Below are 22,817 nucleotides of genomic sequence, written 5' to 3' on the forward strand. Positions count from 1 at the left end.
TCGTTGCCACCATCCAATCGTGGCAACCGAGCTTGAAAACCACCGTGAGCGCCAAGGCGCTCACCAGTGACGAGAGCGATGATCAGACGCGGCGCTTCTTGCGCGGACGGCAGCCATTGTGCGGGATCGGGGTCACGTCGCGGATGGACGTGATCATGAAACCAGCAGCCTGGAGCGCGCGCAGAGCCGATTCGCGACCCGAACCCGGACCACAAACTTCGACTTCCAGCGACTTCATGCCGTGCTCCTGAGCCTTCTTGGCGCAGTCTTCGGCAGCCATCTGGGCAGCGAACGGGGTCGACTTGCGCGAGCCCTTGAAGCCCTTGGCGCCAGCCGAAGACCAAGCAATCGCGTTGCCCTGGGCATCGGTGATGGTGATCATCGTGTTGTTGAAGGTCGAGTTGACATGAGCGACACCCGACGAGATGTTCTTGCGTTCACGACGGCGAACGCGGACGGCTTCCTTAGCCATGGTATTCCTTTCGTTGATCTCTTCGCCGCCGTAATGCCAGCGGCTACACCGGAGCGGCGCCTATATGGTCCCGCTCCAAACTCAAAAGAGGCCGGCGCAGACCGCCAGCCTCCCTACCCCGGTTTCCCGGAAATTACTTCTTCTTACCAGCGATTGCCTTTGCCGGGCCCTTGCGGGTACGGGCATTGGTGTGCGTGCGCTGACCGCGGACCGGAAGGCCGCGACGATGACGCAGGCCGCGGTAGCAGCCCAGGTCCATCAAACGCTTGATGTTCATCGAGGTTTCGCGACGAAGATCACCTTCGACCTGATAGTCGCGGTCGATAGCTTCGCGGATCTGAAGGACTTCGGCGTCCGTCAGCTGATGCACACGGCGTTCAGCCGGGATACCGACCTTCTCGACGATTTCCTGTGCGAATTTCGTACCGATCCCGTGAATGTAGGTCAGCGCGATAACAACGCGCTTCGCAGTCGGGATGTTGACGCCAGCGATACGTGCCACGCCTGTTCTCCTTGCATTCCAGTTGCCATCCGGCAAGTGGGCTTCGTTATGCGGTCTTTGGAACCGCTCGTTCAGATTTACGTCCGCAACATGTCAAAACGACCGCACCCGGACTTCCCTGGGAAATCCGCGCCGATCGCATGGAATGTCGCGAGTTGGCGCGGTGTTTAGCGGAATCACTGCTGAAAAGCAACCGTTCCGCCAAGTTTATTTTCAAAGCCTTAAAGCTTGGAAAGAATGTTTTCGACCTCGGCCGTCACCTGATCGATCTCTGCGATGCCATCCACGGACTTGAGTTTGCCCTTGGCATGGTAATAACCGATCAGCGGCGAGGTTTCCTTGTAGTAGACCTGCAGCCTGGCCGTCATGGTCTCCGGGTTGTCATCAGGACGGCGCTTGAAATGGGTGGAACCGCACTTGTCGCATACGCCTTCGGCAGCCGGAACCTTATCGGTATCGTGATAGACGCTGCCGCACTGGGCGCAGGAGTAGCGACCGGCAACACGACGGACCAGTTCGTCATCGTCGACACGGAATTCGATGACGACGGACAGGCTGAGACCCTTTGCCTTTAGCATCGCCTCGGTGGCGTCCGCCTGCACGAGCGTCCTGGGGAAACCGTCGAGAATGAAGCCGTTGGCGCAATCGGGTTGATCGATGCGCTCGGAGACGATGGCGATAACAATCTCATCCGACACAAGCTTGCCGGCGTCCATGACCGCCTTGGCGCGCTTGCCGACATCCGTACCGGCGTTGACCGCAGCACGCAGCATGTCCCCCGTGGAAAGCTGCGGAATGCCGTGCTTTTCCACGATCCGCTGGGCCTGGGTTCCCTTACCCGCGCCCGGCGGCCCCAATAGGATAAGTCTCATCGCCCCCTCTTTCCTCCACGCAACTTCGATTTCTTGATCAGGCCTTCGTATTGCTGCGCGATCAGGTGACCCTGGATCTGTGCAACCGTATCAAGAGTTACGCTAACCACGATCAAAAGCGAAGTCCCACCAAGGGCTAACGGGATACCGGTTTGCGACACCAAGATCTCCGGCAGAATGCAGACGAAGACGAGATAGAGCGCGCCGATCACCGTGATTCGGGTCAGCACGTAGTCGATATATTCGGCGGTGCGCTCGCCCGGGCGGATGCCAGGAATAAAGCCGCCATGCTTCTTCAGATTGTCGGCCGTGTCCTTCGGATTGAAGACGATGGCCGTATAGAAGAAGGCGAAGAAGGCGATCAGCGCCGCATAGAGCACCATGTAGAGCGGTCGGCCATGGCCGAGGGCGGCGACGATCGATGTCGCCCAGGCAGGCATCCCCGACGTGCTGGCAAAGCCCGCAACCGTTGCCGGCAGCAGCAGCAGCGACGAGGCGAAGATCGCCGGGATGACGCCCGAGGTGTTGAGCTTCAGCGGCAGGTGCGAGGTATCGCCCTGGAACATCCGGTTGCCGACCTGGCGCTTCGGATACTGAATCAAGAGCCGGCGCTGGGCACGCTCGACGAAGACGATGACGCCGATGACGCCGATCGCGACGATGATGACCAGCAGGATCAGGAAGGTCGACAATGCGCCGGTGCGGCCGAGTTCGAGCGTGCTGGCAAGGGCCGTCGGAAGACCGGCGGCGATGCCGGCGAAGATGATCAGCGAGATGCCGTTGCCAATGCCACGCGAGGTGATCTGCTCGCCGAGCCACATCAGGAACATCGTGCCGCCGAGCAGCGTCAGAACGGTGGAAACACGGAAGAACCAGCCCGGATCGACAACGAGGCCCTGGCCGCTCTCAAGGCCGGCGGCAATACCGTAGGCCTGGAGCGCACCGAGGATGACTGTGCCATAGCGGGTATACTGGTTGATGATCTTACGGCCCTGCTCGCCCTCCTTCTTGAGGTTTTCGAGCGCCGGCACGACCGATGTCATGAGCTGCACGATGATCGAAGCAGAGATATAGGGCATGATGCCGAGCGCGAAGATCGCCATGCGCTGAACAGCGCCGCCCGAAAACATGTTGAAGAGGCCGAGGATGCCGCCTGACTGGCCGCGGAAAGCCTGGGCATAGGCTTCGGGATTGAGACCCGGAAGCGGAATATGGGTGCCGAGCCTGTAGACGAGGAGAGCTGCCAGTGTGAACCACAAGCGCTTCTTCAAATCCTCGGCTTTGGCAAAGGTCGAAAAATTGAGGTTGGATGCCAATTGTTCCGCTGCAGAAGCCATGCGTTTCTCCGCGCTACCAATTCCGGCGTCTCTGGGGGATAGGCCGGCCCCGGAATCAGTATGAAAATTATTCAAAACCGGGTTCAGGACGGATTGCAGCGCAACCCTATGCCTCACCCTTGCTTTAGTCTTACCGGCATGACGCGGGCGCGCCAGCCAAGTTTTTGTGAGGCCCACATATGGGAGCAAAATCGCCCGGTGTGAAGCACCCCGGGCGAGATATCAGCAGATTATTATTCGGCTGCAGCCGGAGCCGAAAGCTGCGTCACGGTGCCGCCGGCCTTTTCGATTTTCTCGACGGCGGGCTTGGAAGCGCCTGCAACGACGATGGTGATCTTGGCCTTCAGCTCGCCGTCGGCGAGAACGCGAACGCCGTCCTTCGGGCGACGGATGACGCCGGCCGCCTTGAGGGCAGCTGCGTCAACGGTCGCCTTGGCATCGAGCTTGCCAGCGTCGATCGCCGCCTGGATCCGGCCGAGCGACACAACAACAAAATCGGAAGCGAAAATGTTGTTGAAGCCGCGCTTCGGCAGGCGACGATAGATCGGCATCTGGCCGCCTTCGAAGCCGTTGATGGCGACGCCCGAACGGGACTTCTGACCCTTCACGCCGCGACCAGCCGTCTTGCCGGATCCCGAGCCGATACCGCGGCCGAGGCGCTTGCGGCTGTGGGTCGAGCCTTCGTTGTCTTTAATTTCATTGAGTTTCATGAGCGTTTCCTCCGTCTCACTTCTCGTCGACGACGCGAACGAGATGCTGGACAGCACGGATCATGCCACGAACGGAAGGAGTATCCTCCAGCGTGCGGCGACGGTGCATCTTGTTCAGTCCGAGACCGATCAGCGTGCGCTGCTGGACATCCGGACGGCGAATCGGGCTGCCGATCTGTTCGATCGTGACAGTCTTCGCTTCAGCCTTCTTGGTAGCCTTGGCCATCTGTCAAACTCCTCTTATTCTTCAGAGGCGTTGCCGGAGGCGCTACGACGAGCCTGCAGCGTTGCATACTTGATGCCGCGCTGAGCTGCGATGTCCTTCGGGTGAACCTGGTGCTTCAGAGCGTCGAAAGTGGCGCGAACCATGTTGTAGGGGTTCGACGAACCGGTCGACTTGGCGACGACGTCATGCATGCCGAGCGTTTCGAATACGGCGCGCATCGGACCGCCGGCGATGATGCCGGTACCGACCTTGGCCGAGCGCAGCAGAACCTTACCGGCGCCGTGGCGGCCATGAACGTCGTGATGCAGCGTACGGCCGTCACGCAGCGGTACGAAGATCAGTTCGCGCTTGGCGGCTTCGGTTGCCTTGCGGATGGCTTCCGGCACTTCACGTGCCTTGCCATGGCCGAAGCCGACGCGGCCCTTCTGGTCGCCGACGACGACGAGTGCTGCGAAACCAAAACGACGGCCGCCCTTGACGACCTTGGCGACGCGGTTGATCGCGACCAGCTTGTCGACGAATTCGCTGTCACGCTCGTCACGGCTCTGGCGGTCTTCCCGCTGCGGCCTTCTTTCCTGTGCCATTGTCCTCTTCCTTTTTCTTTTCCGGGTGCAATCGGCAAATAAATGTGGACCGCGTCAGCCTCCCCTATCGGAGAGTGCTTGCGGTCCGGCGAAAATCCGGCCGGCGCTAAAAGCGTCCGGCCGGAAACTGATCAGAAGGTGAGACCGCCTTCGCGGGCTGCATCGGCGAGAGCCTTGATGCGGCCGTGAAAGATGAAGGCGCCACGGTCGAACACAACTTCCGTAACACCGGCCTTGGAGGCGCGCTCGGCAACGAGCTTGCCGACAACGGCAGCGGCAGCGGTATCGGCACCGGTCTTCAGAGAACCGCGCAGATCCTTCTCGAGGGTGGAGGCAGACGCAAGCGTCTTGCCGGCCACATCATCGATGACCTGGGCGTAGATGTTCTTCGAGGAGCGATGAACCGACAGGCGCGGACGGCCATTGGCCACCGACTTGATATGACGGCGCACGCGGTTGGCACGACGTGCAAGTGCTTCTTTCCTGCTAGCCATTTCGCGTGATCCTTACTTCTTCTTGCCTTCTTTGCGGACGATCCGCTCGTCAGCGTACTTGACGCCCTTGCCCTTGTAGGGCTCAGGACCGCGATATTCGCGGATTTCAGCGGCGACCTGACCGACCTGCTGCTTATTGATGCCAGAGACAACAATTTCAGTCGGCTTGGGAACGACGATCGTGATGCCGACCGGCGGCTCATAGATCACGTCATGGCTGAAACCGAGAGCCAGCTGCAGGTTCTTGCCCTGCAGGGAGGCGCGGTAACCGACGCCGTTGATTTCGAGCTTGCGCTCGAAGCCATCCGTGACACCCTTGAAGATACCTTCGATCATCGTGCGGGACATACCCCACTTTGAACGTGCATCCTTGCTCTGGTTCACCGGCGTCACGACGACCGCGTTGTTTTCGAGCTTGAGGCTGATTTCGTCATTAGCAACGAAAAACAGCTCGCCCTTTGGGCCCTTTGCAGTGACCTTCTGGCCATCGACCGTAGCCGTGATCCCAGCAGGTACCTGAACGGGCTTCTTACCGATACGAGACATGTTTCAATCCTGTCTGTTCGCTATGGAGATCCCTGCCCGATCTTAGAAGACCGAGCAAAGAACCTCGCCGCCAACGTTCTGTTCGCGAGCCTGGTGATCGGCCATCACACCCTTCGGAGTCGAAAGGATGGTGATGCCGAGGCCGTTCGCGACCTGCGGAATGGACTTGACCGAGACATAAACCCGGCGGCCCGGCTTGGACACACGGCCGATCTCACGGATCACCGACGCGCCTTCATAATATTTCAGCTCGATGCTGAGTTCCGACTTGCCATTGCCGAAATCGACAACGGAATAGCCACGGATGTAGCCTTCGGACTGCAAGACATCGAGAACACGTGCACGGAGCCTGGACGCAGGCGTCGAAACCGACGACTTGCGGCGGGAAGCGCCGTTACGGATACGGGTGAGCATATCGCCCAACGGATCAGTCATTGTCATGTAACCTGCTCCTTACCAGCTCGACTTGACGATACCCGGCACTTTGCCGAAATTGCCCAGTTCACGCAGCGCAATACGCGACATGCGCAGTTTGCGGTAATATGCGCGCGGACGCCCCGAAACTTCGCAACGGTTGCGAACACGGGTCTTCGATCCATCACGCGGCAGGGATGCCAGCTTGATCGAGGCCTTGAACCGCTCTTCGATCGGAAGAGCCTGGTTCATGATGATCGCCTTCAACGCAGCCCGCTTAGCGGACTGGTTGGCGACCGTAGTACGGCGGCGCTTGTTCTTTTCAACTGCGCTTGTCTTCGCCATGTCAGGTTCCTTTTCTACGCTCGTCGTTACGGTTATTGACGGAACGGGAAGCTGAACTCTTTCAGAAGAGCCCGTGCTTCGTCGTCGGTCGTCGCCGTCGTGCAAACGATGATGTCCATGCCCCACATCTGATCAACCTTGTCGTAGTTGATCTCAGGGAACACAATGTGCTCCTTGATGCCCATGGCGAAGTTGCCACGGCCGTCAAAGCTTTTCGGGTTCAGGCCGCGGAAGTCGCGAACGCGCGGGAGCGCGATGTTCACGAGGCGGTCCATGAACTCGTACATGCGGGCGCCGCGCAGGGTGACCTTCGCGCCGATCGGCATCTGTTCGCGGACCTTGAAGCCTGCGATAGAGTTACGTGCGCGGGTGATGACCGGCTTCTGGCCGGCGATCGCTGCGAGGTCGGCGGCAGCTACCGTCGGCTTCTTCGAGTCGGCGGTCGCTTCGCCAACACCCATGTTGATCACGATCTTGTCGAGCTTCGGGATCATCATCTCGTTGGCGTAGGAGAACTGCTCCTGCAACGCCTTGCGGATGCGCTCGACATATTCCTTCTTGAGCCGTGGCTCGTATTTTGCCTCAGCCATCGATCACTTCTCCAGAACGCTTGGCCACACGGACCTTCTTGCCGTCAACAACCTTGAAACCGACGCGGGTCGGCTTGCCGTCCTTGTCGATGATTGCAACGTTAGACAGGTGGACCGGGGCTTCCTTGTTGATGATGCCGGCTTCCTGGGTCTGCGTCTGGCGCTGATGGCGCTTGACGATGTTGACGCCACGAACAACGGCACGATCTTCCTTCGGCATGACCTGGACAACTTCGCCGGTACGGCCCTTGTCCTTGCCAGCGAGCATGACGACCTTGTCGCCCTTACGAATCTTCTGCATCGCTTCGCTCCTTACAGTACTTCGGGAGCCAGCGAGATGATCTTCATGTGGTTCTTGGCGCGAAGTTCGCGCGGAACCGGTCCGAAGATACGGGTGCCGATCGGCTCTTTTTTGTTGTCGATGAGGACTGCTGCGTTGGTGTCGAAGCGGATGACAGAGCCATCCGGACGACGGATGTCCTTGGCGGTACGAACGACAACCGCCTTCATCACGTCACCCTTCTTCACACGGCCGCGCGGGATCGCTTCCTTGATCGAAACGACGATGACGTCGCCGATCGAGGCATACTTGCGCTTCGAGCCGCCCAGCACCTTGATGCACATGACACGACGTGCGCCTGAATTATCCGCGACGTCGAGGTTTGTTTGCATCTGAATCATATCAGGTCGCCTTCTTGGTTTACCGGAATGGTTGGGCTAGCCCCCTACTCCGGCTTATGAAAATTTTCGCCGGCCGAGCTGCCTTGACGGCAGCACAGACGCGGCAATAGCTGAATAGCGCGGGATCGATCGTGCCAGGGTGGTTTCCCGAAGGACCTTCCGTGCGCTCAAAGCAAAAGAACGCCCGGCTTTCGAGCGTTCTGACGCTGCTTCATACAGATATTCCGGCGAGACGCAAGGCCTCGCACAAAATTCTGTTACTGGCCCTGGGCGGAAATCACCGTCCAACGCTTGTCCTTGGAGATCGGCGCGCATTCCTCGATGGATACGGTATCGCCAATCTTGTACTGGTTGTTCTCGTCGTGGGCCTTGTACTTCTTGGAACGACGAACGGTCTTCTGGAGCAGCGGGTGAGCGAAACGACGCTCGACGCGAACTACTACCGTCTTCTCGTTCTTGTCGCCAACGACGACGCCCTGCAGGATGCGCTTCGGCATATTTTTCTTCCTTTAGGCCTTAACTTCTGCCGCCTTCTGGCGGGCAATGGTTTTCACGCGGGCGATGTCCTTGCGGACCTCGTTGATGCGCGAGGACTTTTCGAGCTGGCCGGTCGCCTTCTGGAAGCGCAGGTTGAACTGCTCCTTCTTCAGCTTGGCAAGCTCGTCCTTGAGTTGGTCGGCGGTGAACCCGCGAACATCTGAGGCTTTCATGAGCTCAATCCCTTACTCTGCAATGCGCTGAACGAAGCGCGTCTTGACCGAGAGCTTGGCAGAGCCGAGGCGAAGAGCCTCACGGGCGATTTCTTCGCTGACACCGTCGATCTCGAACATCATACGGCCGGGCTTGACCTTGCATGCCCAGTATTCAACGGAGCCCTTACCCTTACCCATGCGGACTTCGGTCGGCTTTTTGGTTACCGGAACGTCCGGGAACACACGGATCCATACACGGCCGGCGCGCTTCATATAACGCGTGATCGCGCGGCGGGCCGCCTCGATCTCGCGCGCGTTGACGCGGTTAGGTTCCTGAGCCTTCAGGCCGAATTCGCCGAATGCCAGGTCAGAACCGCCCTTGGCGACGCCCTTGATGCGGCCCTTGAACTGCTTGCGGTACTTGGTACGCTTTGGCTGCAACATTTTCTTATTCTCCGAACTTCTCTGCCACGCGCGCTATCAAGCGTTGTCGCGGCGACGGTCTCTGTCGCGGTCACGATCACGGCTTGCCGGACCCTGGGCGTCACCTTCCATCGCACGGCGCTCGGAAGCCATCGGATCGTGCTCAAGGATTTCGCCCTTGAAGATCCAGACCTTGATGCCGCAGATGCCGAATGCGGTTTCTGCTTCAGCCGTGCCGTAGTCGATGTCGGCGCGCAGCGTGTGCAGCGGCACACGACCTTCGCGGTACCATTCCGTACGAGCGATTTCAGCGCCGCCGAGACGACCGGCGCAGGTGATCTTGATGCCTTCGGCGCCAAGACGCATCGCGGACTGAACGGCGCGCTTCATGGCGCGGCGGAAAGCCACGCGGCGCTCGAGCTGCTGGGCGATCGACTGAGCGACCAGCGTCGCATCGACTTCGGGCTTGCGCACTTCGACGATGTTGAGGTGCGTTTCCGAATTGGTCATCTCCGACAGCTTCTTGCGGAGCTTGTCGATGTCCGCACCCTTGCGGCCGATGATCAGGCCCGGACGCGCCGAGTGGATCGTGACGCGGCACTTCTTGTGCGGACGCTCGATGACCACCTTGGAGATCCCGGCCTGCTTCAGTTCGCTCATGACGAACTTGCGCATCTTCAGGTCTTCGTGCAGCAGCTGGCCGTACTCGGCATTGTCCGCAAACCAGCGGCTATCCCAGGTACGGTTGATGCCAAGACGGAAACCGATTGGATTGATTTTCTGACCCATTATGCGGCCTCCTCTACTGCCTGCACTTCACGAACGACGATCGTCAGGTGCGCGAAGGGCTTTTCGATGCGCGACGCGCGACCGCGGCCACGAGCGTGGAAACGCTTCATGACGATCGACTTGCCGACATAGGCCTCGGCGACGACAAGCGAGTCGACGTCGAGATCGTGGTTGTTCTCGGCATTGGCGATCGCAGATTCGAGCGTCTTCTTGACGGCACCTGCGATGCGCTTGCGGGAGAACTCCAGCTCAGCGAGTGCGCGCTCGACCTTCTTGCCGCGGATAGCCGCAGCAACCAGGTTGAGCTTCTGGGGGCTGACGCGGAGCGTGCGGGCGACTGCTTGCGCCTCGTTGTCCTTCAGCCGGCGTTCGGCTTTTGCCTTGCCCATTGTTACTTCCTCTTCGCCTTCTTGTCCGCGCCGTGACCGTAATAGGTGCGGGTCGGAGAGAATTCACCGAACTTGTGGCCGACCATGTCTTCATTGACGCTGACCGGGATATGCTTGCTGCCGTTGTAGACGCCGAAGGTAAGACCGACGAACTGCGGCAGGATCGTGGAGCGACGGCTCCAGATCTTGATCACTTCTGCACGACCGCCTTCACGAACCTTCTCAGCCTTCTTGAGAAGATAGCCGTCAACGAACGGACCTTTCCATACTGAACGAGCCATTGGAGACTTCCTCTCTTACTTCTTACGCTGATGACGCGAGCGCATGATCATCTTGTCGGTCGACTTGTTCGACCGGGTGCGCTTGCCCTTGGTCGGCTTGCCCCACGGGGTAACCGGGTGACGGCCACCAGAGGTGCGACCTTCACCACCGCCGTGCGGATGGTCGACCGGGTTCATGACAACACCGCGGTTGTGCGGACGCTTGCCGCGCCAAACTGTACGACCGGCCTTGCCGTCGTTGATGTTGGCGTGGTCAGGGTTGGAGACGGCGCCGATCGAAGCAAGGCAGGAGCCATGAACGAGACGCTGTTCACCGGAGTTCAGGCGAAGGATCGCCATTCCCTGGTCACGGCCGACGAGCTGCGCGTAGCCACCGGCGGAGCGAGCGATCTGACCACCCTTGCCCGGCTTCATTTCCACATTGTGGATGATGGAGCCGACCGGGATGAACTGCAGCGGCATGGTGTTGCCTGGCTTGACGTCGACAGCCTTCTCGGAAGCGATGACCTTGTCGCCCGGAGCGAGGCGCTGAGGAGCGAGGATATAAGCCTTCTCGCCATCAGCATAGTTCACCAGCGCGATGAAAGCCGTACGGTTCGGATCGTATTCGATACGCTCGACCGTGCCTTCGACCTCGAACTTGCGACGCTTGAAGTCGATCAGACGATAGGTACGCTTGTGACCGCCGCCGATGAAGCGGGCGGTGATGCGACCGAGGTTGTTACGACCGCCGCTCTTGGTCAGGCCTTCCGTCAGCGCCTTGACCGGCTTGCCCTTGTAGAGGGCCGAACGGTCGACGATGACCAGCTGGCGCTGGCTCGGGGTGATCGGATTGAATGTTTTCAATGCCATTTTCTTATACCTCAGAGACCGGTGGAGACGTCGATCGTCTGGCCTTCAGCCAGGGTCACAACAGCCTTCTTCACGTCCTTCTGCTTGCCGACGAAACCGCGGAACCGCTTGGTCTTGCCCTTGCGCAGCAGAGTGTTGACGGCCGTGACCTTGACGCCAAACAGCGCCTCGACAGCAGCCTTGATTTCCGGCTTCGTCGCCTGCTTGGCGACATTGAAAACAACCTGGTTGTTTTCGGATACCAGTGTGGACTTTTCGGTGATTGCCGGAGAGACGATCACATCGTAGTGGCGAAGATCGGTCACTTGAATCGCTCCTCTAGCGCTTCAACCGCAGCCTTGGAAAGCACGAGCTTGCCGCGGCGCAGGATGTCATAAACGTTGATGCCCTGGATCGGAAGAACATCGATGTTCGGGATGTTCTGAGCTGCGAGCTTGAAGTTGCCATCAAGTTCTGCGCCACCGATGAAGAGGGCGTTGGTCAGGCCGAGCGTCTCGAATACGGACGCCAGAGCCTTGGTCTTGGCTTCGGTGGCAACCAGGTTGTCGATGACGATGACGTCATCGGCCTTGATCTTGGCCGAAAGAGCGAGGCGCAAGCCGAGTGCACGAACCTTCTTCGGAAGGTCATGCTCGTGGCTGCGGACGACTGGGCCGTGAGCCTTGCCGCCGCCGCGGAACTGCGGAGCGCGAGCCGAATGGTGGCGGGCGCGGCCCGTACCCTTCTGCTTGTACATCTTGGCACCGGTGCGCGAAACTTCAGCGCGGCCCTTTGCCTTGTGCGTGCCCTGCTGCTTCTTGGCAAGCTGCCAGCGGACGACGCGGGCGATAATGTCTTCGCGGGGCTCGAGGCCGAAAATCGCGTCCGAAAGGGAAACCTTCCCGGCGTCTTTTCCCTCGAGGGTTTTGACGTTGAATTCCATTGATCTGGCTCCTTACTTCGCGGCCGACTTGACGGCGTCGCGCACGATGATCCAAGCACCCTTGGAACCAGGAACAGCACCCTTGATCAGGATCAGACCACGATCTTCGTCGGTCGAAACCACTTCCAGGTTCTGCGTCGTGACGCGCGTCTGGCCCATGTGACCAGCCATCTTCTTGTTCTTGAAAACCTTGCCCGGATCCTGGCGCGAGCCGGTCGAACCGTGCGAACGGTGCGAAACCGACACACCGTGCGTGGCGCGGAGACCACCGAAACCGTGGCGCTTCATGGCGCCGGCAAAACCCTTACCGATCGTCGTGCCCGTCACGTCGACGAGCTGACCGGCTGCAAAGTGACCGGCCTTGATCTCAGTGCCGATCTCAAGCAGCTGGTCTTCCGACACGCGGAATTCCGTGACCTTGGCCTTCGGCTCGACATTGGCAATGGCAAAGTTGCCGCGCATCGCCTTCGACGTGTTCTTCACCTTCGCCTGGCCGGCACCGAGCTGAACTGCGGTATAGCCATTCTTTTCGACAGTGCGCGTAGCGACGACCTGGACGGCCTCCATGCGCAGTACCGTTACCGGGACATGCTCGCCGGCGTCGTTATAGACGCGGGTCATTCCCACCTTCTGTGCAATCACACCTGAACGCATCGGTTCAATCCTTCTCACTCAGCCCGAAGACCCGAGGTCTCAGAGCTTGATCTCAACATCGACACCGGCGGCGAGATCGAGCTTCATCAGCGCGTCTACCGTCTGCGGGGTCGGATCAACGATATCGAGAAGGCGCTTGTGCGTGCGCATCTCGAACTGTTCGCGGCTCTTCTTGTCGATGTGCGGAGACCGGTTGACCGTGAACTTCTCGATGCGGGTCGGAAGCGGAACGGGGCCCCGGACGCTTGCACCGGTGCGCTTAGCCGTCGATACGATCTCGCGCGTGGAGGCATCGAGAATCCGGTGATCGAACGCCTTCAGGCGGATGCGGATATTCTGGCCGTTCATTCGACTTTATCCTTGTGTCTGTTATCCGCGTGTCACCATCGAGGGACACGACTTACCTTCAGTTACGTTGGCGGGCCACCGGTTTCAAAGATCGAGAGGGACACCGAGGTCGGCGTCCCTATCCTTTCCTTGGGCCTGGTGGCCCAGCCGCTAGTTACTCGACGATCGAAGCAACGATACCGGCGCCGACGGTGCGGCCGCCTTCGCGGATCGCGAAGCGCAGCTTTTCTTCCATCGCGATCGGAACGATCAGCTCGACCGATACCGTGACGTTGTCGCCCGGCATGACCATCTCCGTGCCTTCCGGCAGCGATACGATGCCCGTCACGTCGGTCGTGCGGAAGTAGAACTGCGGACGGTAGTTGGTGAAGAACGGCGTATGACGGCCACCCTCTTCCTTCGTCAGGATGTAGGCTTCAGCCATGAACTTCTTGTGCGGCTTGACCGAACCCGGCTTGCACAGGATCTGGCCACGCTCAACGCCGTCACGGGTGACGCCGCGGATCAGCGCGCCGATGTTGTCGCCGGCCTGGCCCTGGTCGAGCAGCTTGCGGAACATTTCAACGCCGGTCACCGTCGTCTTCGTCGTCGGGCGGATGCCGACGATCTCGACTTCTTCGCCAACCTTGACAATGCCACGCTCGACGCGGCCAGTCACAACCGTACCGCGGCCCGAGATCGAGAACACGTCTTCGATCGGCAGCAGGAACGGCAAGTTGATCGGACGCTCAGGCGTCGGGATGTAGGCGTCGACAGCGGCCATCAGCTCGCGGATCGCGTCTTCGCCGATCTTCTTGTCGCTATCTTCGAGAGCAGCAAGCGCCGAACCCTTGACGATCGGAATGTCATCGCCTGGGAAGTCGTAGGACGACAGCAGTTCGCGAACTTCGAGCTCGACCAGTTCGAGAAGCTCGGCGTCGTCAACCTGGTCGACCTTGTTCAGGAACACCACGATGGCCGGAACGCCGACCTGGCGGGCCAGCAGGATGTGTTCGCGCGTCTGCGGCATCGGGCCGTCAGCGGCCGAGCACACCAGGATCGCGCCGTCCATCTGGGCAGCACCGGTGATCATGTTCTTGACGTAGTCGGCGTGGCCGGGGCAGTCGACGTGCGCATAGTGGCGGGCCGGCGTCTCATACTCGACGTGTGCCGTCGAAATGGTGATGCCGCGGGCCTTTTCTTCCGGAGCAGCGTCGATCTGGTCGTACGCCTTGTACTCACCGAAGTACTTCGTGATCGCTGCCGTCAGAGACGTCTTGCCGTGGTCAACGTGGCCAATCGTGCCAATGTTGACGTGCGGCTTGTTGCGCTCAAACTTACTCTTTCCCATTTTCGGGTCTCCATTTTGCTAGTCCCCGAAGGGATCTAATTCTTGTTATCGGTCAATTGGTATTCCGGTCACTTCTGACCGGAATACTTTGCCTGGATTTCTGTTGCGACGTTCGACGGGACCGGCGAGTAGTGATCGAAGGTCATCGTGTACTGAGCGCGGCCCTGGGACATGGAGCGCAGGTTGTCGACGTACTTGAACATGTTCGCGAGCGGGACGTTCGCGTTGATGACGACGGCGATACCACGGCTTTCCTGGCCCTGGATCTGACCGCGACGGGAGTTCAGGTCGCCGATGACGTCGCCGACATAATCTTCCGGGGTCACGACTTCGACCTTCATCATCGGCTCGAGCAGCTGAGCGCCGGCCTTCTTGGCTGCTTCACGGAAGCAGGCACGCGATGCGATTTCGAAGGCGAGAACCGAGGAGTCGACGTCGTGGAAGGCACCATCGATGAGGGTCGCCTTGACGCCGAGCATCGGGAAGCCAGCGAGCGGACCCGAAGACAGAACACTTTCGATGCCCTTCTGGACGCCCGGGATGTATTCCTTCGGAACGGAGCCGCCGACGATCTTCGATTCAAACTTGAATTCTTCGCCGTCCGGGTTCGGTTCGAAGACGATTTTGACGCGAGCGAACTGGCCGGTACCACCGGACTGCTTCTTGTGCGTGTAGTCTTCTTCGTGCGTCCTGGTGATGGTTTCGCGGTAAGCGACCTGCGGCGCACCGACGGTTGCTTCGACCTTGAATTCACGACGCATGCGGTCGACAATGATGTCGAGATGCAGTTCGCCCATGCCGGCGATGATGGTCTGGCCGGATTCCTGGTCGGTCTTGACGCGGAAGGACGGATCTTCAGCAGCCAGGCGGTTGAGCGCCAGGCCCATCTTTTCCTGGTCGCCCTTGGTCTTCGGCTCGATGGCGATCTGGATGACCGGCTCGGGGAATTCCATGCGCTCGAGGATAACCGGCTTCAGCGGATCACAGAGCGTGTCGCCCGTCGTGGTTTCCTTGAGGCCGGCGAGAGCAACGATGTCACCTGCGAAAGCTTCTTCGATGTCTTCACGCGAGTTGGAGTGCATCTGCAGCATACGGCCGACGCGCTCGCGCTTGTCCTTGACCGTGTTGATGACCGACGTGCCCTTTTCGAGCTTGCCGGAGTAGATGCGAGCAAAGGTCAGCGAACCGACGAAGGGGTCGTTCATGATCTTGAAGGCGAGCATGGAAAGCGGCTCGTTGTCATCGGCGTGACGTTCGATTTCAGCTTCCGTCTTGAAGTCGATGCCCTTGATCGCCGGGATGTCCATCGGCGACGGCAGGTAGTCGACAACAGCGTCGAGCAGCGGCTGCACGCCCTTGTTCTTGAAGGCGGTGCCGCAGAACATCGGGTGGAACTTGACGTCGATCGTGCCGCGGCGAACGAGTTCGCGGATCTTGTCGTTGTCGGGCAGAATGCCTTCGAGATAGGCTTCCGTCGCGGCTTCGTCGATGTCGACGACCGTCTCGATCAGCTTTTCGCGATACTCTTCAGCCTTAGCCTTCATGTCCTCGGGGATCTCGACGACATCCCACTGGGCGCCGAGCGACTCGTCGCGCCAGATGAGGGCGTTCATCTCGATCAGATCGATGACGCCCTTGAACTCGGTTTCCGCACCGATCGGCAGCTGCATGACGACAGCCGTTGCGCCGAGACGGGTCTTGATCATCTCGACGGAGCGGTAGAAGTCCGCGCCGGTCTTGTCCATCTTGTTGCAGAAGATCATCCGCGGGACATTGTACTTCTCGGCCTGACGCCAGACGGTTTCCGTCTGCGGCTCAACGCCGGCGTTGGCGTCGAGCAGCGCGATGGCGCCGTCGAGAACGCGCAGCGAACGCTCGACTTCGATGGTGAAGTCGACGTGGCCGGGAGTGTCGATGATGTTGAAGCGGCGGGTCTTGCCGTCACGGCCCTTCCAGTAGGTCGTGGTGGCAGCAGAGGTGATCGTGATGCCACGCTCCTGCTCCTGCTCCATCCAGTCCATGGTGGCTGCGCCGTCGTGAACTTCGCCGATCTTGTGCGACTTGCCGGTGTAATAAAGAATACGCTCGGTGGTCGTGGTCTTGCCGGCGTCGATATGCGCCATGATACCGAAATTGCGGTAGTCTTCGATTTTATATTCGCGAGCCATTGTGGACTGCCTTTCGATACCGTTCGGAATTACCAGCGATAGTGCGAGAACGCGCGGTTGGCATCAGCCATCTTGTGCGTGTCTTCGCGCTTCTTGACGGCGGAGCCGCGGTTGTTGGACGCATCGAGCAGTTCGCCGGAAAGGCGGTCAACCATAGTCGTTTCATTGCGCTTGCGGGCAGCAGCGATCAGCCAGCGAATGGCGAGAGCCTGGCGGCGCTCCGGACGAACATCGACCGGGACCTGATAGGTCGCACCGCCGACGCGGCGCGAGCGGACTTCAACGTGCGGAGCAATGTTGTCGAGTGCAGAATGGAAAACCGTGAGCGGCTCCTGCTTGGACTTGCCCTGGACGACGTCGAACGCGCCATAGACAATGTTTTCAGCAACGGACTTCTTGCCGTCGAGCATGATGGCATTCATGAACTTGGTGACGACGAGATCGCCGAACTTCGGGTCCGGATTGATCTCGCGCTTTTCTGCTTTATGACGTCTGGACATATTTTCGTCTCTTCAACCGTTAAGGCGCTTCATCACGCGGAGGACCTCGCGCAGCGCCGAATTATTCAAAACCGAATTACTTCGGACGCTTCGCGCCGTACTTGGAGCGGCGCTGCTTGCGGTTCTTGACACCCTGGGTATCGAGAACGCCGCGGATGATGTGATAACGGACACCCGGAAGGTCCTTGACGCGGCCGCCACGGATCATGACGACGGAGTGTTCCTGAAGGTTGTGACCTTCGCCGGGGATGTAACCAATGACTTCGAAGCCGTTGGTCAGGCGGATCTTTGCGACCTTACGCAGAGCCGAGTTCGGCTTCTTCGGCGTCGTCGTATAGACGCGCGTGCAAACGCCGCGCTTCTGCGGGTTCTCCTGGAGTGCGGGAACCTTGTTACGCTTTACGTTCGCCTGGCGAGGCTTGCGGATCAGCTGGTTTACGGTAGGCATTCAACCATCCCTTACGTTTTATCTCAGTACCCTTGCGGGCTTGAACTCGCGCCGTCTCCGGCAGTGACGCATGCTTTCCGTCAATGCGCAAAATATGGCCCGATCCGCTTCCGCAGATGGACCACAAGGAGCAGAGGACGCATATAATATGCGTCGTGCGTGCAGCATCATGACTTCAACGTGCGTTTAGAACCTTGTTTGAGGTGAACTTCAGGGCGCGTCGCCCCGAACAGCCAAGCCTCACATGGGATCTGATGGCCGGGGTACTACTGGTTTCCACCGATCTCGTCAAGGCCGGTTAAGAAATAAACTCGCCGCATCGCCTTGATCTGCGGGCCTAAGGCCCTGAATTCAGGCTTCTAGACGAAATCAGGGCCGAGCACCAAGATAAAAACTTGGGCATTGCAGCAAAAGCAGTTAAGGAATCAGCAATTGCGGCGTGCGGCCCTCACAGCAGGATTCGAGCGACCGAATCGTCAAAGAGCCGAAGGACAGGCGATGATTACGACACCTGATAACGACAATAATTTCGACGGGCCGATGATCTTCATCATCATCGGCAAAGGCTACGAGTCCGACGGCAGCGAAGGCATCGACCTGCACATCATGTTGAAGGCGCCCGACGACGACACTGCCGTACGCGAGGCCTTGAACGCCCTTGCCGAGGAAGGCTTCATCGAGGCCGATCTCGACCAGATCGGCATGCTGACCGAGGTGCCGGCCGAAGAGCCGCACGCCTCCGCCTATCAGGGTGCCGTCGATGGCGAGGTCGCGATCATCCGCTTCAACTGAAGGGAGCCGCCGCTTGCGCTGCGGGTCGCCAAAGGCAGCATAAGCGGAAGCAGCGCTTCCCTCCCCCCCGACCAACCAAAGCAGACAACAAACGAAAACCGCCCGGATCGCTCCGGGCGGTTTTTCAATTCGTGTGCCACCAAGTGGCGGCTTCCGCTGCGGATTATTCCGCAGCCGGAACCTTTTCGGCCATGTCCTGCAGCATCGGCGTGGCAACGGCTGCGCCGCTGCCCTTGCGGCGCTCTTCGAGGATCATCTCGTCGCGCGACGTGGCGATGCGACGGATCTGGGTCATGGTGCCGCCGGTGCCGGCCGGGATAAGGCGGCCGACGATGACGTTTTCCTTCAGACCCTGCAGGCCGTCGGTCTTGCCGGCGATCGCAGCTTCCGTCAGCACCTTGGTCGTTTCCTGGAAGGACGCGGCCGAGATGAAGGACGGGGTCTGCAGCGACGCCTTGGTGATGCCGAGAAGAACCGGATCGCCGTAGGCAGGCTTCTTGCCCTGCTCGATCAGATGATCATTGACGTCTTCGAGCTCGATCCGGTCGACATTGTCGCCGACGATATAGGTCGAGTCGCCTGCATCGGTGATCTCCACCTTCTGCAGCATCTGACGGACAATCACCTCGATGTGCTTGTCGTTGATGACAACGCCCTGCAGGCGGTAGACTTCCTGGATCTCGTTGACGAGGTAGGAGGCCAGAGCCTCCACGCCCTTGATCGCCAGGATGTCGTGCGGAGCCGGGTTACCGTCGAGGATGTAGTCACCCTTTTCGATATAGTCGCCTTCCTGAAGGTGGAAAGGCTTGCCCTTCGGGATCAGGTATTCGACAGGCTCGACACCGTCTTCAGCCGGTTCGATGATGACGCGACGCTTGTTCTTGTAGTCGCGGCCGAGGCGGATCGTACCATCGATCTCTGCGATGATGGCGTGGTCCTTCGGACGGCGGGCTTCGAAGAGCTCGGCAACACGCGGCAGACCGCCGGTGATGTCCTTGGTCTTGGCGCTTTCAAGCGGCGAACGCGCAAGGACGTCACCCTGAGAGACCTTGGTGCCCGAATCGACCGACAAGATGGCGTCGACCGAGAGGAAGAAGCGGGCGTCACCACCGCGAGACAGCTTCATGATGTTGCCGCTGGCATCCTTGATGACGATCGCCGGCTTGAGGTCCGAACCGCGCGGCGTCGAACGCCAGTCGATGACCTGACGCTTGGTGATGCCGGTCGACTCGTCGGTGGCTTCCAGAACGGAGAGACCGTCGACCAGGTCTTCGAACTGAACGGTACCAGCCACTTCGGTCATCATCGGACGGGTGTAGGGGTCCCACTCAGCTAGACGCTGGCCGCGCTTGACCTTGTCGCCTTCGTCGACATGCAGCTTCGAACCGTAGGCCACACGCTGCGAAGACCGCTCGACGCCACGCTCGTCCAGGATCTGGACGGTCATGTTGCGGCCCATGGCAACGAGGTTGCCATCGGAGTTGCGCAGGATGTTGCGGTTCTTGATCTGCACCGTACCTTCGTACGAGGCCTCGAGGAACGACTGGTCGACCACGGTTGCCGTACCGCCAAGGTGGAAGGTACGCATGGTGAGCTGGGTGCCCGGTTCACCGATCGACTGAGCAGCGATGACGCCGACGGCTTCGCCCATGTTGACAGGCGTACCACGCGCGAGGTCGCGGCCGTAGCAGACTGCGCAGACGCCGGTCTGGATTTCGCAGGTCAGCGCCGAACGGATGCGGATCGACTGGATACCGGCCTTCTCGATTTCGACGACATCGGGCTCGAGGATCATTCTGCCGGCATCGACGATGCGCTCACCCGTGATCGGATGATCGATGTCATCGAGCGCCGTGCGGCCGAGGATGCGGACGCCGATCGAAGCAACCACCTGGCCGGCATCAACGATGGCGGTCATGGTGAGGCCCGTCTGCGTTCCGCAATCGACGTGCGTGACGATGCAATCCTGCGCGACGTCGACGAGACGACGGGTCAGGTAGCCGGAGTTGGCGGTCTTCAGGGCGGTGTCTGCAAGACCCTTGCGGGCGCCGTGGGTCGAGTTGAAGTACTCGTTGACGGTCAGGCCTTCCTTGAAGTTCGAGATGATCGGCGTCTCGATGATTTCACCCGACGGCTTGGCCATGAGGCCGCGCATGCCGCCCAGCTGGCGCATCTGGTTCGGAGAACCGCGAGCACCGGAATGGCTCATCATGTAGATCGAATTCATCGGCTTCTGGCGACCGGTGCTCTCATCGAATTCGACCGCCTTAATGCGGGCCATCATCTCTTCGGCGACCTTTTCGGTGGCCTTGCCCCAGGCGTCGACAACCTTGTTGTACTTTTCGCCCTGCGTGATCAGGCCGTCATTGTACTGCTGCTCGTATTCCTTCACCAGGCTTTCGGTGTCGGCAACGATCTTGGCCTTGGCATCCGGAATGACCATGTCGTCCTTGCCGAACGAAATGCCGGCGCGGCAGGCATGGGAAAAGCCGAGCTGCATGATGCGGTCGCAGAAGATGACCGTGTCCTTCTGGCCGCAGTGGCGGTAGACCGTGTCGATCATCTTGGAGATGTTCTTCTTGGTCATTTCCTGGTTGCAGATGTCGAACAGCACCTTGCCGTTCTTCGGCAGAAGTTCGCCGATGAGCAGGCGGCCAGGCGTCGTCTCATAGATCTTCGAGTAGGGCTTGCCATCCTCGTCGATCGACTTGAAGCGGCCGCGGATCTTGGTGTGCAGCGTCACGACCTTGGTTTCAAGAGCGTGATGCAGTTCGCCGAGATCGGAGAAGGCCATGCCTTCGCCCGGCTCGTTCTGGTTGAGGATCGACAGGTAATAGAGGCCGAGAACCATGTCCTGCGAGGGAACGATGATCGGCGCGCCGTTGGCCGGATGCAGGATGTTGTTGGTCGACATCATCAGCACGCGGGCTTCGAGCTGGGCTTCGAGCGACAGCGGCACGTGAACAGCCATCTGGTCACCGTCGAAGTCGGCGTTGAAGGCCGTGCAGACGAGCGGATGCAGCTGGATCGCCTTGCCTTCGACCAGGGTGGGTTCGAAGGCCTGGATGCCCAGGCGGTGCAGCGTCGGTGCGCGGTTCAGGAGAACCGGGTGCTCGCGGATGACCTCGTCGAGGATATCCCAGACTTCCGGCTTTTCCTTTTCGACCAGCTTCTTGGCCTGCTTGACGGTCGAGGAGTAACCCTTGGCGTCGAGGCGGGCATAGATGAACGGCTTGAAGAGTTCGAGCGCCATCTTCTTCGGCAGGCCGCACTGGTGCAGCTTCAGTTCCGGGCCGGTGACGATGACCGAACGGCCGGAATAGTCGACGCGCTTGCCGAGCAGGTTCTGGCGGAAGCGGCCCTGCTTGCCCTTCAGCATGTCGGAGAGCGACTTCAGCGGACGCTTGTTGGCGCCGGTGATGACGCGGCCGCGACGGCCGTTGTCGAACAGCGCGTCAACCGATTCCTGCAGCATGCGCTTTTCGTTGCGGATGATGATGCCAGGCGCACGAAGCTCGATCAGGCGCTTCAGACGGTTGTTGCGGTTGATGACGCGGCGGTAGAGATCGTTCAGATCCGAGGTGGCGAAACGGCCACCGTCGAGCGGAACCAGCGGACGCAGATCCGGCGGAATGACCGGAACCACCTTCATGATCATCCATTCAGGACGGTTGCCGGATTCCATGAAGTTCTCGACGATCTTCAGGCGCTTCATCAGCTTCTTCTGCTTGAGATCCGAGGTGGTTTCGGCAAGCTCAGCGCGCAGATCGCCAGCGATCTTTTCGAGGTTCATCGAGGCCAGCATCTCGTAGATCGCCTCAGCGCCGATCATCGCGGTGAACTGGTCTTCGCCGTATTCGTCGACGGCAAGCATGTACTCTTCTTCCGAGAGGAGCTGGTGCTCCTTCAGGGCGGTCAGGCCCGGCTCGGTGACGATGTAGTTTTCGAAGTAGAGAACGCGCTCGACATCCTTCAGCGTCATGTCGAGCAGCGTCGAAATGCGTGATGGCAGCGACTTCAGGAACCAGATATGGGCAACCGGAGCGGCGAGCTCGATATGGCCCATACGCTCACGGCGAACACGTGACAGCGTAACTTCGACGCCGCACTTTTCGCAGATGATGCCCTTGTACTTCATGCGCTTGTACTTGCCGCACAGGCATTCGTAGTCCTTGATCGGCCCGAAGATGCGCGCGCAGAACAGACCGTCGCGTTCCGGCTTGAACGTACGGTAGTTGATGGTTTCCGGCTTCTTGATCTCACCGTAAGACCAGGAGAGGATCTTCTCCGGAGATGCGATAGAAATCCGAATGGAATCGAAATTCTGCGCAGGCACCTGCGGATTGAAAAGATTCATGACCTCTTGGTTCATGCCTGTCTCCTTCATGGGCTGAGCGCCCTCAAAATGCGATGGTCGGCGGCAATTTCCCGGGAGCCGCCTCCCTCGCTTAAACGA

At 59.8% G+C, this 22,817-nt stretch carries 31 protein-coding genes; 1 reads left to right on the forward strand and 30 read right to left on the reverse strand.

The window, feature by feature from the left end:
* Positions 1-82: 82 nt before the first annotated feature.
* The 29 genes from rpsK to rpsL all read right to left on the reverse strand — a co-directional run bounded on the left by rpsK (position 83) and on the right by rpsL (position 17,569).
* Positions 83-472, reverse strand: a complete 390-nt coding sequence (gene rpsK, locus RCCGE510_RS00120; protein WP_007626065.1) for a 30S ribosomal protein S11 — start codon at positions 470-472, stop codon at positions 83-85.
* Positions 473-605: 133 nt separating this feature from the next.
* Complete coding sequence (gene rpsM, locus RCCGE510_RS00125) at positions 606-974, reverse strand: 30S ribosomal protein S13 (protein ID WP_007626066.1); 369 nt, start codon at positions 972-974, stop codon at positions 606-608.
* Between the two features lie 221 nt (positions 975-1,195).
* Positions 1,196-1,846, reverse strand: a complete 651-nt coding sequence (locus tag RCCGE510_RS00130; protein WP_007626067.1) for an adenylate kinase — start codon at positions 1,844-1,846, stop codon at positions 1,196-1,198.
* Positions 1,843-3,183: a preprotein translocase subunit SecY gene (gene secY / locus RCCGE510_RS00135; RefSeq protein ID WP_007626068.1), complete on the reverse strand. Its 1,341-nt coding sequence runs from the start codon at positions 3,181-3,183 to the stop codon at positions 1,843-1,845. The genes RCCGE510_RS00130 and secY overlap by 4 nt, the downstream gene beginning before the upstream one ends.
* A 233-nt stretch (positions 3,184-3,416) precedes the next feature.
* Positions 3,417-3,893 (reverse strand): 50S ribosomal protein L15, encoded by a 477-nt coding sequence (rplO, locus tag RCCGE510_RS00140; protein ID WP_007626070.1) that lies wholly within the window; start codon positions 3,891-3,893, stop codon positions 3,417-3,419.
* A gap of 16 nt (positions 3,894-3,909) precedes the next feature.
* Positions 3,910-4,119 (reverse strand): 50S ribosomal protein L30, encoded by a 210-nt coding sequence (gene rpmD / locus RCCGE510_RS00145; protein WP_003547566.1) that lies wholly within the window; start codon positions 4,117-4,119, stop codon positions 3,910-3,912.
* A 14-nt stretch (positions 4,120-4,133) separates the two neighbouring features.
* Complete coding sequence (rpsE, locus tag RCCGE510_RS00150) at positions 4,134-4,703, reverse strand: 30S ribosomal protein S5 (RefSeq protein WP_007626073.1); 570 nt, start codon at positions 4,701-4,703, stop codon at positions 4,134-4,136.
* A 131-nt stretch (positions 4,704-4,834) separates the two neighbouring features.
* Positions 4,835-5,197: a 50S ribosomal protein L18 gene (gene rplR, locus RCCGE510_RS00155; RefSeq protein ID WP_007626075.1), complete on the reverse strand. Its 363-nt coding sequence runs from the start codon at positions 5,195-5,197 to the stop codon at positions 4,835-4,837.
* Between the two features lie 12 nt (positions 5,198-5,209).
* Positions 5,210-5,743 (reverse strand): 50S ribosomal protein L6, encoded by a 534-nt coding sequence (rplF, locus tag RCCGE510_RS00160; RefSeq protein WP_007626076.1) that lies wholly within the window; start codon positions 5,741-5,743, stop codon positions 5,210-5,212.
* 42 nt (positions 5,744-5,785) lie between these two features.
* Positions 5,786-6,184, reverse strand: a complete 399-nt coding sequence (gene rpsH / locus RCCGE510_RS00165) for a 30S ribosomal protein S8 (protein ID WP_007626077.1) — start codon at positions 6,182-6,184, stop codon at positions 5,786-5,788.
* A gap of 12 nt (positions 6,185-6,196) precedes the next feature.
* Positions 6,197-6,502: a 30S ribosomal protein S14 gene (gene rpsN, locus RCCGE510_RS00170; protein WP_007626078.1), complete on the reverse strand. Its 306-nt coding sequence runs from the start codon at positions 6,500-6,502 to the stop codon at positions 6,197-6,199.
* 32 nt (positions 6,503-6,534) lie between these two features.
* Entirely contained in the window at positions 6,535-7,092 is a 558-nt protein-coding gene (gene rplE / locus RCCGE510_RS00175) for a 50S ribosomal protein L5 (protein WP_003547560.1), read from the reverse strand.
* Positions 7,085-7,393 (reverse strand): 50S ribosomal protein L24, encoded by a 309-nt coding sequence (rplX, locus tag RCCGE510_RS00180; protein ID WP_007626079.1) that lies wholly within the window; start codon positions 7,391-7,393, stop codon positions 7,085-7,087. The genes rplE and rplX overlap by 8 nt, the downstream gene beginning before the upstream one ends.
* Positions 7,394-7,404: 11 nt before the next feature.
* Entirely contained in the window at positions 7,405-7,773 is a 369-nt protein-coding gene (gene rplN / locus RCCGE510_RS00185) for a 50S ribosomal protein L14 (protein WP_003573790.1), read from the reverse strand.
* A gap of 257 nt (positions 7,774-8,030) precedes the next feature.
* Positions 8,031-8,270 (reverse strand): 30S ribosomal protein S17, encoded by a 240-nt coding sequence (gene rpsQ / locus RCCGE510_RS00190; RefSeq protein ID WP_003573791.1) that lies wholly within the window; start codon positions 8,268-8,270, stop codon positions 8,031-8,033.
* Between the two features lie 12 nt (positions 8,271-8,282).
* Entirely contained in the window at positions 8,283-8,483 is a 201-nt protein-coding gene (rpmC, locus tag RCCGE510_RS00195) for a 50S ribosomal protein L29 (protein WP_003547556.1), read from the reverse strand.
* A gap of 12 nt (positions 8,484-8,495) precedes the next feature.
* Entirely contained in the window at positions 8,496-8,909 is a 414-nt protein-coding gene (rplP, locus tag RCCGE510_RS00200; protein WP_003547555.1) for a 50S ribosomal protein L16, read from the reverse strand.
* Between the two features lie 36 nt (positions 8,910-8,945).
* A complete protein-coding gene (gene rpsC / locus RCCGE510_RS00205; protein WP_003547554.1) occupies positions 8,946-9,677 on the reverse strand; it encodes a 30S ribosomal protein S3 in 732 nt (243 codons plus the stop codon).
* A complete protein-coding gene (gene rplV, locus RCCGE510_RS00210; protein WP_007626081.1) occupies positions 9,677-10,066 on the reverse strand; it encodes a 50S ribosomal protein L22 in 390 nt (129 codons plus the stop codon). The genes rpsC and rplV overlap by 1 nt, the downstream gene beginning before the upstream one ends.
* Before the next feature lie 2 nt (positions 10,067-10,068).
* Entirely contained in the window at positions 10,069-10,347 is a 279-nt protein-coding gene (gene rpsS, locus RCCGE510_RS00215) for a 30S ribosomal protein S19 (RefSeq protein ID WP_003573797.1), read from the reverse strand.
* A 15-nt stretch (positions 10,348-10,362) separates the two neighbouring features.
* Positions 10,363-11,199, reverse strand: coding sequence for a 50S ribosomal protein L2 (gene rplB / locus RCCGE510_RS00220; protein WP_007626082.1), 837 nt, complete (start codon positions 11,197-11,199; stop codon positions 10,363-10,365).
* Between the two features lie 11 nt (positions 11,200-11,210).
* Positions 11,211-11,504, reverse strand: coding sequence for a 50S ribosomal protein L23 (locus tag RCCGE510_RS00225; protein ID WP_003547550.1), 294 nt, complete (start codon positions 11,502-11,504; stop codon positions 11,211-11,213).
* The gene (rplD, locus tag RCCGE510_RS00230; RefSeq protein ID WP_007626084.1) at positions 11,501-12,121 is read right to left on the reverse strand and encodes a 50S ribosomal protein L4; all 621 of its coding nucleotides are present in this window, start codon (positions 12,119-12,121) and stop codon (positions 11,501-11,503) included. The genes RCCGE510_RS00225 and rplD overlap by 4 nt, the downstream gene beginning before the upstream one ends.
* A 12-nt stretch (positions 12,122-12,133) precedes the next feature.
* Complete coding sequence (rplC, locus tag RCCGE510_RS00235; protein ID WP_007626085.1) at positions 12,134-12,775, reverse strand: 50S ribosomal protein L3; 642 nt, start codon at positions 12,773-12,775, stop codon at positions 12,134-12,136.
* Between the two features lie 39 nt (positions 12,776-12,814).
* Entirely contained in the window at positions 12,815-13,123 is a 309-nt protein-coding gene (gene rpsJ / locus RCCGE510_RS00240) for a 30S ribosomal protein S10 (protein WP_003547547.1), read from the reverse strand.
* Positions 13,124-13,277: 154 nt separating this feature from the next.
* Positions 13,278-14,453 (reverse strand): elongation factor Tu, encoded by a 1,176-nt coding sequence (gene tuf / locus RCCGE510_RS00245; RefSeq protein ID WP_007626086.1) that lies wholly within the window; start codon positions 14,451-14,453, stop codon positions 13,278-13,280.
* 68 nt (positions 14,454-14,521) lie between these two features.
* A complete protein-coding gene (gene fusA, locus RCCGE510_RS00250) occupies positions 14,522-16,621 on the reverse strand; it encodes an elongation factor G (protein WP_007626088.1) in 2,100 nt (699 codons plus the stop codon).
* Positions 16,622-16,650: 29 nt separating this feature from the next.
* The gene (rpsG, locus tag RCCGE510_RS00255) at positions 16,651-17,121 is read right to left on the reverse strand and encodes a 30S ribosomal protein S7 (protein WP_003578662.1); all 471 of its coding nucleotides are present in this window, start codon (positions 17,119-17,121) and stop codon (positions 16,651-16,653) included.
* Between the two features lie 76 nt (positions 17,122-17,197).
* Positions 17,198-17,569: a 30S ribosomal protein S12 gene (gene rpsL / locus RCCGE510_RS00260; RefSeq protein WP_003547537.1), complete on the reverse strand. Its 372-nt coding sequence runs from the start codon at positions 17,567-17,569 to the stop codon at positions 17,198-17,200.
* A 498-nt stretch (positions 17,570-18,067) separates the two neighbouring features.
* Here rpsL and RCCGE510_RS00265 point away from each other — a divergent pair, with 498 nt between their 5' ends.
* Entirely contained in the window at positions 18,068-18,361 is a 294-nt protein-coding gene (locus RCCGE510_RS00265; protein WP_007626097.1) for a hypothetical protein, read from the forward strand.
* Between the two features lie 163 nt (positions 18,362-18,524).
* Here the strand turns inward: RCCGE510_RS00265 and rpoC are convergent, their stop codons facing one another.
* Complete coding sequence (rpoC, locus tag RCCGE510_RS00270; protein WP_007626098.1) at positions 18,525-22,733, reverse strand: DNA-directed RNA polymerase subunit beta'; 4,209 nt, start codon at positions 22,731-22,733, stop codon at positions 18,525-18,527.
* Positions 22,734-22,817: the final 84 nt, after the last annotated feature.

It is taken from the genome of Rhizobium sp. CCGE 510 (genome assembly GCF_000292525.1).
Taxonomy (GTDB): domain Bacteria; phylum Pseudomonadota; class Alphaproteobacteria; order Rhizobiales; family Rhizobiaceae; genus Rhizobium.